We start from the raw sequence: 14,875 nt of genomic DNA on the forward strand, positions 1-14,875 counted from the left end.
GCGTAAACAGCACCCCCACGCACTCCGAACCGGTGACGCCACGACCGTGACGTCATCTACCGATCGCGTACCCCTGCATGCCCCGCGGGTTGGCGGCGCCCCACAGGCGGACGCCGTTGGGAAGAACGCCGACGGCCGACAGCCGACCGAGACGCCACGGGCCGGCTCGCATCACGTCGTGCCCGCGTGCCACCAGTTCGTTGATCACGTCGTCTCCGATGCGGTCTTCGACGACCACACCTGCGGGATCCCATTCCCGCGGCCAGAACGAGTCGATCAGGGCCGTGGTGTGGAGGGTCGGGGCGTCGATGGCCTCTTGCGGTTCGTACCCTCCGACCAGGACGCGCAGGAGGAAGGGCAGCTGCCACTGATCCTGCTGGTCGCCGCCGGGTGTCCCGAGCGCCATCCTCCCGCCGTCGACGTCGAAGGCGAGAGTCGGCGACAGTGTCGTCCGCGGTCGTCGTCCCGGCGTCAGCGCGGCGGCGGCGTCGGGATCGAGCCAGGTCATCTGTAGGCGTGTACCGAGACAGAAGCCCAGTTCGGGGATGGTGGGAGACGACTGCAGCCATCCACCGGATGCCGTGACGGATACGAGGTTGCCCCATCGATCGACGACGTCGATATGGCAGGTGTCGCCGCGGGTCTCGCCCGTCGTTTGGACGGTGGGTTCGCCGGTGCCGGCGGCGTCGGCGGCGGTGCCGGCCTGCCGCAGCGGGGGAGCGGCGCGGGAATGGCGCGTCGGACGGCCGGGCCGCCATTCCCGCGCCGCCCGCTCGCCGATCTCGGCCCGTCGGGAGTCGATGTACTCGTCTGCGAGGAGCGGTGTCACATCGGTCCCATCGCCGAAGTGCGCGTCGCGGTCGGCCAGCGCCAACTTCAGGGCCTCGACGATGGTGTGCGCTCCCGCGCCGTTGCTCGGGTCGAGGAGCTCGTCATCGAGCGGCTCGAGGATCCTCAGCGCTGCGAGAAGGGCGGGCCCTTGGGTCCAGGTTCCCGCCTTCGCGATGGTGTGACCACGGAACTGCGCGATGACGCTGTCCTCGTAGGTCGCGCGGAAGTCCGTGAAGTCGCTGACTCGGATGACCGCGGCGTGATCGGTTCCGGAGGAGTGCCGATGGGGCGTGGCGAGGAACGCGGCCGCCGCGTGGGCCACCCGCCCGGTCGCCCATGCGGTCCGGGCGGCGTCGATCCGCTCCTCGCGGGTCGCGTGGCCGTCAGCGTGTGCGAGGAGGTCTTCGAGCACGTCGGCGTATCGAGGATTGCGGTGCAGGTCTCCCGCGCTCGGGAGAACGCCGTCGGGCAGCCAGAGCTCCGCGGAGGTGGGCCAGTGTTCTCGGAAGAGGTCGGCCACGCGGGCGATGGTGGCCACGGTGGTGGGGAGGAGCGGGGCGCCGTCGCGCGCGATCTGGATCACGGGGGCGAGGACATCGGAGAGTTCCATGGAGCCGTGGTCGCGCAGAAGAAGCAGCCAGGCGTCGACGGCGCCGGGGACGGCTGCGGCCAGGCCCCCCGCGCCGGGTACGAGATCGAGTCCCTCAGCAAGGAAATGCGCGATGTCAGCTCCGGCGGGTGCCGGACCCTGTCCGACGAGCACCTTGGCGTCCCGCGGGGCGTCCGCGGTGGCGAAGAGGCCGACGAGGTCGCCGCCCGGACCGTTCAGGTGAGGCTCGACCACGTGCAACACGAACCCGCCGGCGACGACGGCGTCGAAGGCGTTGCCCCCGCGCTCGAGGATCCCGTGGGCGGCCGCGGACGCCATCCAATGTGTCGAGGCCACCATCCCGAAGGTTCCGCTGAGCGTCGGGCGGGTGGTGAAGGCAGCGGGAGGAGTGAAGGTCCCGCCTCGGCGGGACGGATCCGCCGCGCTCGTCACGCGGATTCCCGCAGACGTGCGATCCACGCCTCGACCTCGTCCGCCGTGCGGGGAATCCCGGCAGACAGATTCACCGGCCCGTCCGCGCCCATCAGGATGTCGTCCTCGATGCGCACTCCGATGCCGCGGTACTCGACCGGGACGGTCAGATCGTCGATCTGGAAGTACAGCCCGGGTTCGATCGTGAACACCATCCCCGGCTCCAGGACGCCGTCGTAGTACATCTCGCGACGCGCTTGTGCGCAATCGTGCACGTCGAGACCGAGGTGGTGGCTCGTGCCGTGGACCATGTATCGGCGGTGATGACCGCCGAGGTCGGCGTCGAGCGCCTCCTGCGCGGTGACAGGGAGAAGTCCCCAGTCCGCGACGCGCTCGGCGATGACGGACATCGCGGCCTCGTGGACCTCACGGAATCGAGCGCCGGGTCGCGCCGCCGCGAAGGCTGCGTCCGCCGCCTCCCTCACCGCCTCGTAGACACGTCGCTGGACATCGCTGAACCGGCCGTTGATCGGAAGGGTTCGGGTGATGTCTGCGGTGTAGAGGCTGTCGACCTCGACGCCGGCGTCGATCAGGATCAGGTCGCCGGGGATGACGCGGCCGTCGTTCCGAGTCCAGTGCAGGTAGCACGCGTGGGGGCCTGACGCGGCGATTGTGTCGTATCCGACGCTGTTCCCGTCCGTCCGCGCCCGCTGGTGGAAAAGACCCTCGACGACACGCTCCCCGCGAGGATGAGCGGCGATGCGCGGAAGGTCGCGGACGATGTCATCGAACCCGCGAGCCGTGGCCTCGACCGCGAGCTTCAGCTGAGCGATCTCGTACTCGTCTTTGACGAGTCGCATCTCCGAGACGAACCGGGTGAGATCTGGGTGCTCGCCCACGACGAGATCGTCGGCACCGCGAGCGAAGGCGTCCACGGGCGCGGTGTCGATGCCGAGCTCCGCGGCGACGGCGGACGCGGAGGGGCGGGGGCCGATCCAGAATTCGCCGACTGTCGCGTCCGCGTAGAACTCGTGGGTCGTCCGATCCGCACGTTCACGGAAGTACAGGGTCGCCTGGTGCGCTCCGCCCGGTCGCGGATCGAGCACGAGGACCGAGTCGGGTTCGGCGTCGGCGCCCCATCCCGTGAGATGGGCGAAGGCGGAGTGAGCCCGGAAGGGGTAGTCGGTATCGTTGCTGCGCTCCTTGAGCGACCCGGCCGGGATCACGACGCGGGCGCCGGGGAATGCAGCGGCGACACTCGCACGACGTGCGGCGGCGTGTATGGCCGACGGGCGGGCGGGAGGAACGATGTCAGGGCGTTCCGCCCATCCCCGGGAGATCCCGTCGAGGAAACCCTGACCGAAACGCTGGCGGCGGTTCGTGGCCGCCCTCTCCTCGTCGGTCGCCGTGATCGTGTCCGGCTCGCCTGCTGTGCTCATCACCCCAGTCTCGCACGCACGGATGCCGCGGGATCAGTCGCCCGCGCGCTCGAGTTGCACCACGACGGGGCGGTGGTCGGACGACGAGGAGTCGTTCTGATCGAGTACCAGGGACCCGGTCGGAATCCACTCGGACGTGGCCATCACATGATCGATGGGTGCTCCGAGGACGCGCGGCGCGTCCGCCGGCCAGGTCCCGACGCTTCCGTTCCCCGTCTCCGCAGCCGTGTCTCGGCAGAGCCCCAGTGTGCCTCCGTCCACTCCGAGGCCACTCATGTGGTCCACGGTGGCGTTGAAGTCTCCGGCCAGGATCACGTTGTCGCTCGCACACTGGTCGGCAAGCCAACGCAGGTCCTCGCGCCATTCGCTCATGTAGCTCGGGCGTGGGGCGACGGCGTGGGCGGCCACGACGATGGGTCCGTCACCGGAGACGGGCATCGCCACGGCGCTCGGAACGGTGGAGGTGTTGCTGGTGCCGTCCACCGACGATTCGATCACCGCGTAGTCCCCGAGGTCCGGGCTGATGAGGAGCGTGGTCGATCCCGCGTCCCACTCTGTGGAAGGGTCCTCGGCATGATGCGCCCACATGGGGTGGCCGAGCTCGCGCATCGCGATCGCCACCGCCTCTCCCGTCTCGATCGTGGTCTCCGGGAGGGAGACGATGTCCGCCTCCATCGCGACGGCCAGACGTGCCACGGTGTCGGGCGCGGTCGCGGGGCCGGCGGTGTTCCAGGTCATGACCCGGACGGCGGCGTCGGACTTCGCCGGAAGGGAGTCGGCACCGAGTCCGCGCGCGACGAGGGTCGTACCGTTCACCCCTGTCGCCACCGCGGCGATCAGCGCGATCGTGAGCGCGAAGGGTCGAGGCCCGCGCGCCAGCGCGAGGAGCAGGGCGAGGACGACGACCGCGGCCAGGGCGACCGTCACCGCACCCCGGAAGGAGACGATCTGCGCGACGGGGTAGTAGCGCTCGACCCGGAAGAAGTCCGGCCAGGTCAACACTGCCGCACCGACGGTGAACAGCACCGCGACGAGGATCCCGAGGAGGCGTGGCACCCCAAGACTCTAGACATGTCCGCTGGGAAATCGGCCAGTGGCGCACGTTCCGACGACGGGCTCCGATCGTCGCGATACGCTCGAGGGATGTCGGCTTCGCAGCGCTTCCAGGGGCCGAGCGACCTGCATCTGCACTCCGTCCACTCGGACGGGACCGAATCCGCCGCGGGCGTCCTCGACGCCGCGCATCGTCACGGGGTGCACACCGTGGCGCTCACCGACCACGACACCACCGCCGGGTGGGCGGAGGCCGCCGATGCCGCAGGTTCGCTGGGGGTGACCTTCATCCCGGGGATGGAGCTCTCCGCGAAGCACGAGTGGCGCAGCGTCCACGTCCTGGCGTATCTCTTCGATCCGGATGAGACACACCTGCGCGCCCTCACGGACCGTATCCGCGCCTCGCGCATGGACCGGGCGCGTCTGATGGCCGACCGCATCGCGCGCGATTTCGACGTCACCTGGGACGACATCCTCGCCCAGACGTCGGAAGGGGCGACCGTGGGTCGTCCCCACATCGCCGACGCCCTGGTCGCGCGGGGCTTCGTCGCGGATCGGACGCAGGCGTTCGCCGACATCCTGAGCCCGGCGGGCGACTACTACGTGGCCCTGTATGCACCGGACCCCGTCACGGCGGTACGGCGGGTGACCGAGGCCGGGGGAGTGGCGATCATCGCGCACCCGGCAGGCCGGGCGGGACTCCTCCCCGCACCGGTCATCGAGCGGATGCTCGAGGCCGGGCTCGCCGGATTCGAACTGGGGCACCGGGAGAACCTCCCGGGGGCGACAGAGGCGCTGGCGCGGCTGTGCCGGACGCGGGATCTGATCGTCACCGGTTCGAGTGATTACCACGGCCTCGGCAAGCCCAACCAGCCCGGCGAGCACACCACATCCGACGAGATGGTGGCGCGGATCATCGAGCGGGGATCGGGCAGCGCGCCCGTCTACCCGTGATCGGGGTGGAAGCCGTGCGGCTTCCACCCCGGCCGATCACACTCCCGGCGCGGCCGTCTGCCCGCCGCGCGACCCCCGGCGCCGACGGCGGCGCGGTGCCGGACGGCCGTCGTGGTGCTCGGCACCGCCGCCGTCATGGGTGCCCGCTCCTTCGGCGTTGCGCTCGGGAGCTGGCTCGTCCGTGCCTGCCGGCGTCGTCCCGCCGTCCGTCGCGAACGAGGTTCCCACCCGCTCGTCGCCGGAGGCACGCGAGCGACGTCGCCGCCGGCGAGTGGTCCCCGCCGGCTGATCGTCGCCGGCCGCATCCGCGGCGCGAGCCGGCTGGGTCCGCGCAGGCTGCGTCTTCGGAGCCGTGACGATGCGGCCCTTCGTCCCCGCGGGGATGTCGAGATCGCTGTAGAGGTGCGGGCTCGACGAGTAGGTCTCCGTGGGCTCGGGCTGCCCGAACTCGAGCGCACGGTTGATCAGCGCCCACTTGTGGAGGTCGTCCCAATCGACGAACGTCACGGCGATGCCGGTCTTGCCCGCGCGGCCGGTCCGGCCGGCGCGGTGGAGGTAGGTCTTCTCGTCATCGGGGATGGTGTGGTTGATGACGTGGGTGACGTCGTTCACGTCGATGCCGCGGGCGGCGACGTCCGTGGCGATGAGCACGTCCCGCTTTCCCGCTTTGAAAGCGGCCATCGAGCGCTCGCGAGCCTCCTGGCTCATGTCGCCGTGGACGGCGGCGGCGTTGAACCCCCGATCGCCGAGCTCGTCCACCAGTTTCTGTGCCGCACGCTTGGTGCGGGTGAAGATCACGGTCTTGCCGCGGCCCTCCGCCTGCAGGATCCGCGCGATCACCTCGTCCTTGTCGAGCGAATGCGCGCGGTAGACGAGGTGCTTGATGTTGGCCTGGGTGAGGCCTTCGTCGGGATCGTTCGCCCGCATGTGGATCGGGTTCGACATGAAGCGACGAGCCAGCGCCACGATCGGACCCGGCATCGTCGCCGAGAACAGCTGCGTGTGGCGGACGGCGGGCACCTTCTGGAAGATCTTCTCGATGTCGGCGAGGAAGCCGAGGTCGAGCATCTTGTCGGCCTCGTCGAGGACGACTTCGACGGCTCCGGAGAGATCCAGGAGCCGCTGGTTGCTGAGATCGATGAGGCGACCGGGGGTGCCGACGACGATCTGCGCTCCCGCCTTGAGCTGATCGATCTGGCCCTCGTAGGCCTTGCCTCCGTAGATGGCCACGACGCTCGTGGAGCGGTTCGAGGTGAGCATGTCCATGTCCTCGTAGACCTGGACGGCGAGCTCGCGCGTGGGGACGACGATGAGGGCCTTCACCCCGGGCGCCGGGTCGAGCCCGAGGCGCTGGACGACGGGGATGCCGAAGCCGAAGGTCTTGCCCGTGCCGGTCTTGGCCTGGCCGATGATGTCCTGCCCCGGGAGACCGAGGGGGATGGTCTGCTCCTGGATCGGGAAGGCATCCACGATGCCCTTGTGCGCGAGCGCATCGACGATGTCCTGGTCGACCCCGAGGTCGGCGAAAGTGGTCACGATGTGTGCCTGTCCGGCAGTGAGAGGCTGCCTGGTCCATGCCCGGGCGTGCTGTCCAGCGGCGCCGTCGGGGCGGAGTGCGATCCACGCCCTCTTCTCTTCCACAGGCGCGGCATCCCCGATCCGTCGTCGGGGCCGGAGTCCATGCTAGCGCGCCGGGCGCGGAGCCCTCGGTACGACGCGGAAGGCGGGCGGCGTAGGCTGTGGGCGTGGTGAAGTGGTTCTGGCAGAGACGCGAGCCCGGCCGACGTCTTCAGTTGCGGTCCCGTGACGAGCTCGGCGAGGCGCTCCGCGTGGACTTCGCGCAGCTCGCTCCCGACGTGGACACCTTCCTCGGCCAGGCGGCGTACCTGCAGCTCGGCTACTTCGAGACGTTGAGCGAACTCATCGCACTCACCCCGGAATTGGCTCAGAAGGAATCCCTGTCGCGAGCCGCCGGCGCGGCGCTGACCAAGCACGAAGCCCTCGTGGCGATCATCCGCGAACGCGGCGGGGACCCGACGGCCGTCATGCTCCCGTTCCGCGAGCCCTTGGACGCCTTCCGGCGGAGCACGCACGGCGTTCGCCCGCAGGAGACGATGCTCTCGGTGCACATCACCGCCGGCATGCTCGACGACTTCTATCTCGCGCTCTCGTCCAGCTACGGCGAGACCGGGCGACGCGTGGCGCGCGCCCTCCTCGCGGACGACGATCGCGAGGCGATCGTCGACATCATCTCCACCACGATCGCGGACGACCCGCAGTGGGCCTGGCTGCTCGCCCTGTGGGGCAGGCGCCTCGTCGGCGACACGCTGCTGATCGCTCGAGCGGCGCTTCGACCCCTGACGCTCGAATCGGCCGACGAAGCGACGGTCGAGCCGGTCTTCACCCAACTGCTGGCCGCGCACTCGCGGAGGATGGACGCGATGGGGCTCGCGGCCTGACGGTCGGCCGACCGAGCAGTCGGATCAGCCGATGCGCAGGGCGTGCCGCATCTGCGCGTCGTTCTCGCGACGACGTCGTGTGATCACCACGGCGAGGACGAGGACCACGGCCGTGGGCACCAGCACCGCCCCCAGCCATGGCCAGGCGCTGTCGATTCCCGCACCCGCCCATGTGGCCGCCGTCCATGCGATCCCCGCCGAGGCGGCGCCCACCATCGGCAGGAGGGCAGCTCCGCGGACGCCCCTGTCGCCCAGGGTGAAGTGGACGACGAGTCCGATGACCGCTCCGGCGACCAGCCCGAGAAGGATCTGCACGGGTCAGGCGACGAAGCCGACGCGACGCGACTGGTCGCTGCCGAGTTCGATGTAGGCGAGACCGGCGGTCGGGACGAGGTAGGAGCTGCCGCGCGCATCGGTGAACTCGATGTGGGTCGCGCCCGTGGAGAGGGCGTCGGACACGGTCTTCTTGACCTCCGTCGCCGAATCGTTGGTCTCGAAGGTGAGTTCGCGGCCGGTGTTGGCGATGCCGATGCGGATGTCCACGGTCGTGCCCCTTTTCACTCTGCGGGCCCGCGGTTTCGCGGGCTCCCGGCCACTTTACGACACGGGGATCGGGGGCGGACGCCGGTCGCGAACGCTCTGGGCGAACGACGTCGGCGGCTGCGGCTAACGTCGGAGGATGCCCGTGTCACCCTCGTCGCCGCTCACGCCGGCGACTCCGGAGAAGGAGACCGACCCGCGCGAAGACCCTGCGCAGAGTGCGGTGATCGAGCTGCCTCCGGACGCCTCCGGCATCGTCGTGGGCGCAGCGGGATCGGGTAAGACCGAGACGCTGGTGGCGCGCGCCCGTCGGCTGGTCGCCGACGGGCTCCCGGCCGACGCGGTCCTGACGCTGACCCCTTCCCGGCAGACGGCGACCGCGCTCCGGGATCGGATCGCCCTGACCCTCGCGGTGGCGACCTCCGGACCGCCCGTGCGCTCGGTCGCGTCCTTCGCCTATCACCTGGTCCGAGCGGCGAACCTTGCCGAGGGCCGTGAATCACCTCAGCTGCTGACCGGTGCCGACGAGGATCAGCTGCTCGAGGACCTTCTCGACGGCGATGCCGAGGACGAGGGTTCCCATGTCTCCCGGTGGCCGTCGAGCCTGCCCGCGGCCGTACGGTCCTCGCCGGGGTTCCGCGCGGAGCTGCGCGCGTTCTTCGCCGAGTGCACGACGCTCGGCCTCGAACCTGATCGCCTGGAAGAGCTCGGACACGACCTCGGTCTCGTCGAGTGGACCGCTGCCGCGTCGTTCTTCCGCGAGTATCTCGACGTCCGAGCCGGGATGCGGGGCGCGCACCGCGATGCGGCGGGTCTCGTACGGGAGGCGCTCGGCGTGGTGCGCACCGCCGCGGCCGGGTGGGCGCCGCTCGACGACATCCGGGTGCTTCTCGTCGACGATGCGCAGGAGCTGACGCTCGGAGCGATCGAGCTGCTCGAGGCATGTCGGCGGCGGGGAATCGCGGTCGTGGCCTTCGGCGATCCCGACCTCGGCTCCGGGGCCTTTCGAGGCGCGAGACCAGAGAACTTCGCTCGAGCGGTGTCGCTCTGGGGCCTGCGCGGCGTCCTCGACGGCTCGCATCGCGGGTCTGCGTGGCAGGGCGCCGTCGCCCGACGCGTGACGCAGCGCATCGGGGCCGCCGGCGTCGTGGCACACCGGAGAGCGCCCTCGGATGCCCCGGACGACGGGTCCGTCCGCTGCCTCGTCGCCCGCTCGCCCGCGGAGGAGCACGACGCCATCGCCCGCATCCTCCGGGAGCGTCACGTGCGCGAAGGCGTGGATTGGGAGTCGTGCGCGGTAATCGCGCACGACGCGCGCCAGGTGGTCGCGCTGGAGCGGGAGCTGACGGCGCGTGAGGTGCCGGCGCGGTCCGACGCTGCAGCCCGACCGCTCGGAACCGTACCCGCGGCGCGCGATCTTCTCCGACTGGTGGAAGCGGCGATGGGGGACTTCGACGACATCGACGACGTCATCGCCGTCCTGACGGGGTTGTACGGGCGTCTGGACGCGATCGAGCTGCGGCGTCTCAGAACGACCCTGCGCACGGCCGAACTCGCCTCCGGCGGTACGCGTCTCGGGAATGAGCTCCTGATCTCCGGGATGCGCCATCCGGTGGAGTTCGTCCTCGTGGACACCAGGGAGGCGCGGCGCGCGGCATCCGTGGCGACAACCGTGCAGGCGGTGCGCGCGGGCTTGGAGGCCGGCGACGACGCGCATCAGCTTCTGTGGACCGCGTGGGAGCGCAGTGGGTCCGAACGGGTCTGGGTCGACATGGCGGCGGGGCAGGGCCCGGTTGCGGAGCAGGCTCACCGGGACCTGGATGCGGTGGTGGCGCTCTTCCAGGCCGCCAAGCGTGCGGTCGACCGGGAACGGGCCGTCGACCCGCGTGTGTTCGTGCGTACGCTCCTGGACAGTGCTGTGGCCGACGATCGTCTCGAGGCGGCACCTGCGGCGGGCCGCGTCGCCGTCCTCACCCCCGCGGGCTCGCTGGGACGGGAGTTCGACACCGTCATCGTCGCCGGTGTCCAGGAGGGCGTCTGGCCGAACACGCGCACGCGCGGCGGTCTCCTGCACACCTGGCGGCTCGCGGATGCGGCCGAGGGGGTCCGCGAGGCGCCCGCCCCGGTGGACCGGCGGCGCACAGCGCTGCACGACGAACTGCGACTGCTGGTGCGGTCCCTCACCCGTGCGCGCCGTCTGACGGTCGTCACCGCGGTCGACGATGACGACACGGGGCCCAGCGCATTCTTCGAGCTGCTGCCTCCGCTGCAGCCGTATCGGGGTGAGCATCCGCTGTCGTTGCGCGGGCAGGTGGCCCGTCATCGCCGGCTCCTCACCGGCGGCCCTGCAGACGCCGAGGCGGACGCGGCGGCGCAGCTCGCGGTGCTCGCGCGGGCGGGAGTGCCCGGCGCCGCGCCGCGCGAATGGTACGGGGTGCTCCCGGTATCCAAAGCGGGATCCCTCTTCGAAGAGGATCCCCGCCCGGTCCGCGTGTCCCCGTCCCGGCTTCACGCGCTGGAGGAATGCGAGCTGAACTGGTTGATCGCGGAGCTCGGCGGCGACGCCGGCGGAGCGACCGCGGGACTCGGCACGATCCTCCACTCCGCCCTGGAGCACGCCGTCGGCAGCGATGAGGACGCCCTCTGGGCGCACGTCGAATCGCGATGGAAGGAGCTGCAGTTCGAATCGGCGTGGCGGGAGCGCGCCGAACGGACCCGCGCGCGGGAGCTCGTGCATCGCCTGCACCTGTATCTCCGGCGATTCGATGACGCGGGAGGGCGTCTCCTCGGCTCGGAGCCGCACTTCGAGGTGCCCGTGGCGACGACGGGCGACGAGATGGATGCGGTGGTTTCGGGCTACATCGATCGCGTCGAGCTCACATCCGACGACCGCGTCGTCATCGTCGACCTGAAAACCGGCAAGAGCGAGCCGCAGACCGACGCCAAGGTTCAGGACAACCCGCAGCTCGCGGCGTATCAGCTGGCTTTCCACACCGGGGCGATACCCGAGGCGAAGGGGTTCGCGCCCGGCGGTGCGAAACTGCTGGTCCTCCGCCCCACCTCGAAAACCAAGCCCTATGCGGAGCCACGGCAGCCCCCGCTCTCGGAGGATGCCCGTGAAGAGTTCCTCTCGCGCGTCCGCTCCGCTGTCGCCGTCATGCGAGGGGAGACGTTCTCGGCCCCGTACGAACAACACTGCCGAGACGAGTTCTCCCACGGCCTGTGCCGCATCCACACGGTCGGCGCGGTGAGTCGCGCGTGAGCTCCCCGCGACTGTCCGCGCACACGATTGCGGCCGCCCTCGGTCAGTTCCCGCCGACGGCGGAGCAGACCGCCGTCATCGAGTCAGGACTCGCCCCGGCCCTCGTGGTCGCCGGCGCGGGCAGCGGGAAGACCGAGACCATGGCCTCTCGGGTCGTGTGGCTCGTCGCCAACGGCATCGTCTCGCGCGACGAGATCCTCGGGCTCACCTTCACGCGGAAGGCCGCCGGTGAACTCGCCGAGCGCATCCAACGGCGTCTGGCCCGCCTGGCCGAGTTCGAGCGGCTCGGCCTCCTCCCGCACCTCGCGGCGCTTCATCGGGACGGCCACCTCGACGTCTTCGGGACCATCGAGAGATCCTCCGGCGACCGACAGGCATTGCGAGACGCTCACCTCGCGACGCTGGTAGACGCGACCGGGGCGGTGCCGCGCGAGCTCGAGGGCGACACCCTCCTGCACCGGCCCAGCGTGGCCACCTACAACAGCTTCGCGGATCAGATCGTGCGCGAGCACGCGGTGCGAGTGGGTCGTGATCCCGACGCCGCGGTGCTGTCGGAGTCCGCCGCCTGGCTCCTCATGCGGCGCGTCGTGCTCGCCTCGGACGACCCGAGACTCGAGACGAGAGGGGAGGCGCTGCGCACCATCGTCGACGCCGCGCTGCGGATCGCGCGGGACAGAGTGGACAACCTCGTCTCCTGGGAGGACCTGGCCCGGTTCCCCGAGCGGTTCCGTGATGTGCTCGAGCGGCCCTCCGTCTCCCGGGGGGTGACGGTCTACGCCGATGTCGCGTCGTCGGTTGAGAGAGTTGAGGCCCTGGCCCTCCTCGCAGGACTGGCGCGCGACTACGACGAAGCCAAGCGACGCCGCGGTCTGATCGATTTCTCCGACCAGGTGGCCGGCGCCTTCGAGGCCGTCTCGCGGCACCCGGAGGTGGGCGAGCAGATGCGCAGCCGCTACCGGGTCGTCCTCCTGGACGAGTACCAGGACACCTCGGTCGTCCAGACGGACCTTCTGGCGGCATTGTTCGCCGATACCGCGGTGATGGCCGTCGGTGATCCCCATCAGGCGATCTATGGGTGGCGCGGCGCGAGCGCAGGGAATCTGGGCGGCTTCGCCGGCGCGTTCGCACGGCACACCGCGTGTCAGAGCTTCGCGCTCATGACCAGCTGGCGCAATGCCAGCAGAGTCCTCGTCGCCGCGAACGCCGTTCTGGCTCCGCTGACCGACTCCGCTCCGGTCGACGTCCCACCGCTGCGGACCCGGCCGGACGCGCCGGAGGGCGACGTGGACGTGGTGTTCGAGCCCGACATCGATACCGAATCCGATCGGGTCGCCGAGTGGTTCGACCGCGTGCGTGGCGAGCGTGCCGCGGAGGGCCGGGCGACGACGGGCGCCGTGCTCTTCCGCAACAAGAAGCACATGGTGCGGTTCGCGGATGCGCTCGGCCGACGCGGAATCCCGCACCGCATCCTCGGCCTCGGCGGGTTGCTCTCCACACCGGAGGTCGTGGACGTCGTCGCGGTCCTCCGCGTCCTGAGCGATCCGAACGCCGGCTCTGCGCTGCTGCGTCTGCTCAGCGGCCCACGCTGGTCGATCGGGCTCCCCGACCTCCGTGCGCTCCGGGATCTCGCCACCCGTCTGGCCCGGCACGACGCCGCGCTGGCGCCGCTTCCCCCGGCAGTCGTCGATGCGCTCCGTTCCAGCGCGTCGGACGACGGCGTGTCTCTGATCGATGCGCTCGATTTCCTCGCGCGCCAGCCCGTGACCCACGGGTGGTTGTCCGACTTCTCGGAGCAGGGCCGCGTGCGTTTGAAGGAAGCGGGCCTGACGTTCGGCGGGCTCCGGCGAGCGGTGGGGGCCCCGATCGGCGAACTCGTGCGCCTGATCGAGGCGGAGCTGCGCCTCGATATCGAACTGGCGGCGAACGAGACGCGAGGTCCGGCGCGCATCGCGTCAGCGCAGCTGCGTGCGTTCGTGGACGAGGTGCACGCCTTCCTCGACGCCGACGACACGGGTACCGTGTCCAGCCTCCTCGCGTGGCTCGACCACGCGGAACGTCAGGACGACCTCGCACCGCGGACGGAGCCTCCCGAGGAGGATGTGGTCCAGCTGCTGACGATCCACGGATCGAAGGGACTCGAGTGGGATGCCGTGGCCGTGGTCCGACTGGTCACCGACGAACTGCCCGGAGCGGCGCGCGACACCCGTGGTTGGCTCGGTTTCGGCGTGCTTCCCTACGAGTTCCGCGGAGACCGCCGTTGGCTCCCCGATCTGGCCTGGGAGGCGGAGCGTGCGGCGACGCAACAGGATCTCCGAGACAACGTCGCGGATTTCGTCGTCGCACATCGAACGCGTCAGCTCGAAGAGGACCGGCGTCTGGCGTATGTCGCGGTGACCCGCGCGCGGGATCACCTGCTTCTGAGCGGCGCAACGTGGTCGGGCACGCGCAAGCCTCGCGCGCGCAGCGTGTTCCTCGAGGAGATGTGCACCGCCTTGGGACGCGACGTGCCCGCTGCAGCGGACACGGACGATCCTTACGACGGCGAGCGCCGTACCCTCCGGTGGCCGCTCGATCCGCTGGGCGCACGCCGCGCGGCGGTCACCCGCGCGGCGGACGCCGTGTCGGCGGTGCGCGTGGAGGAGGTCACACCGGAGGACGACATCCTGTTGTTGCTGCAGGAGCGTGACGCGCGCGCGTCGGCGCGGGAGGTCCGCGCGCCGACGCGGATCGCCGCCTCCCGGTACAAGGAGTTTCTCGCGGACTACGAGGGCGCCGTCGGGAGGATCGCGCGGCCGCTTCCGGAACGTCCCTACCGCGAGACCCGGTTGGGAACCCTGTTCCATTCGTGGGTCGAAGAGCGGTCCGGTCTGGTCGGCCGGCGCAGTGTCTGGGACGAGGCGCTGTGGGAGGACGACGAGGAGACTCTCCACGGTGTGGAGGAGGCGACGCCGTCGACGGACGACGCGGCGCGTCTCGCCCGGCTCCAGGCGGCGTTCCTGGCCTCGGAGTGGGCGGACCTGCGCCCCATCGAGGTCGAGTGCGAGATCGACTTCACCGACACCGAGCTCGACGGCACACCCCGCGTGATCGTCTGCCGAATCGACGCCGTCTACCGTCGGGACGACCGAGGCGGCCGCATCGAGATCGTGGATTGGAAGACCGGGAGGGCGCCTCGAACCGAGTCCGAGCGTCAGGACCGTCTGGTCCAGCTCGAGCTCTACCGCCGGGCATACCATGCCGCGCGAGGCATCCCGCTGGGCGAGATCGACGTCGCGCTCTTCTATGTGGCGGACGACCTCGTTCTGCGCGCCTGAGG

Annotated in this window: 10 protein-coding genes; 4 read left to right on the top strand and 6 right to left on the bottom strand. The window is 70.6% G+C overall.

What is annotated here, in order from left to right; genetic code table 11:
- Positions 1-52: 52 nt before the first annotated feature.
- The 3 genes from LTL01_RS11075 to LTL01_RS11085 form a co-directional block, all read right to left on the bottom strand.
- Positions 53-1,780 (bottom strand): gamma-glutamyltransferase family protein, encoded by a 1,728-nt coding sequence (locus tag LTL01_RS11075; protein ID WP_236968616.1) that lies wholly within the window; start codon positions 1,778-1,780, stop codon positions 53-55.
- A gap of 89 nt (positions 1,781-1,869) precedes the next feature.
- Positions 1,870-3,291, bottom strand: coding sequence for an aminopeptidase P family protein (locus LTL01_RS11080; protein WP_236968617.1), 1,422 nt, complete (start codon positions 3,289-3,291; stop codon positions 1,870-1,872).
- A gap of 33 nt (positions 3,292-3,324) precedes the next feature.
- Entirely contained in the window at positions 3,325-4,347 is a 1,023-nt protein-coding gene (locus tag LTL01_RS11085) for an endonuclease/exonuclease/phosphatase family protein (RefSeq protein ID WP_236968618.1), read from the bottom strand.
- Between the two features lie 87 nt (positions 4,348-4,434).
- On the opposite strand from LTL01_RS11085, the gene LTL01_RS11090 reads away from it, so the two are divergent.
- Positions 4,435-5,298, top strand: a complete 864-nt coding sequence (locus LTL01_RS11090; RefSeq protein WP_053548436.1) for a PHP domain-containing protein — start codon at positions 4,435-4,437, stop codon at positions 5,296-5,298.
- Between the two features lie 36 nt (positions 5,299-5,334).
- Here the strand turns inward: LTL01_RS11090 and LTL01_RS11095 are convergent, their stop codons facing one another.
- Positions 5,335-6,834 carry a DEAD/DEAH box helicase gene (locus tag LTL01_RS11095; RefSeq protein WP_053548467.1) on the bottom strand — a complete coding sequence of 500 codons (1,500 nt, stop codon included), beginning with the start codon at positions 6,832-6,834 and terminating at the stop codon, positions 5,335-5,337.
- Between the two features lie 209 nt (positions 6,835-7,043).
- Here LTL01_RS11095 and LTL01_RS11100 point away from each other — a divergent pair, with 209 nt between their 5' ends.
- Positions 7,044-7,757 (top strand): ferritin-like fold-containing protein, encoded by a 714-nt coding sequence (locus LTL01_RS11100; protein ID WP_053548466.1) that lies wholly within the window; start codon positions 7,044-7,046, stop codon positions 7,755-7,757.
- Positions 7,758-7,781: 24 nt separating this feature from the next.
- On the opposite strand, the gene LTL01_RS11105 is transcribed toward LTL01_RS11100, so the two are convergent.
- Together LTL01_RS11105 and LTL01_RS11110 are read right to left on the bottom strand one after the other, a co-directional pair.
- Complete coding sequence (locus LTL01_RS11105; protein WP_236968619.1) at positions 7,782-8,072, bottom strand: hypothetical protein; 291 nt, start codon at positions 8,070-8,072, stop codon at positions 7,782-7,784.
- A gap of 3 nt (positions 8,073-8,075) precedes the next feature.
- Entirely contained in the window at positions 8,076-8,300 is a 225-nt protein-coding gene (locus tag LTL01_RS11110) for a DUF3107 domain-containing protein (protein ID WP_053548434.1), read from the bottom strand.
- Between the two features lie 136 nt (positions 8,301-8,436).
- Between LTL01_RS11110 and LTL01_RS11115 the strand changes: the two genes are divergently transcribed.
- Together LTL01_RS11115 and LTL01_RS11120 are read left to right on the top strand one after the other, a co-directional pair.
- A complete protein-coding gene (locus LTL01_RS11115; protein ID WP_236968620.1) occupies positions 8,437-11,559 on the top strand; it encodes an ATP-dependent DNA helicase in 3,123 nt (1,040 codons plus the stop codon).
- Complete coding sequence (locus tag LTL01_RS11120) at positions 11,556-14,873, top strand: ATP-dependent DNA helicase (RefSeq protein WP_236968621.1); 3,318 nt, start codon at positions 11,556-11,558, stop codon at positions 14,871-14,873. The genes LTL01_RS11115 and LTL01_RS11120 overlap by 4 nt, the downstream gene beginning before the upstream one ends.
- The last annotated feature ends 2 nt before the right edge of the window (positions 14,874-14,875 follow it).

Source organism: Microbacterium aurantiacum, assembly GCF_021654035.1.
Classification (GTDB): Bacteria; Actinomycetota; Actinomycetes; order Actinomycetales; family Microbacteriaceae; genus Microbacterium; species Microbacterium aurantiacum.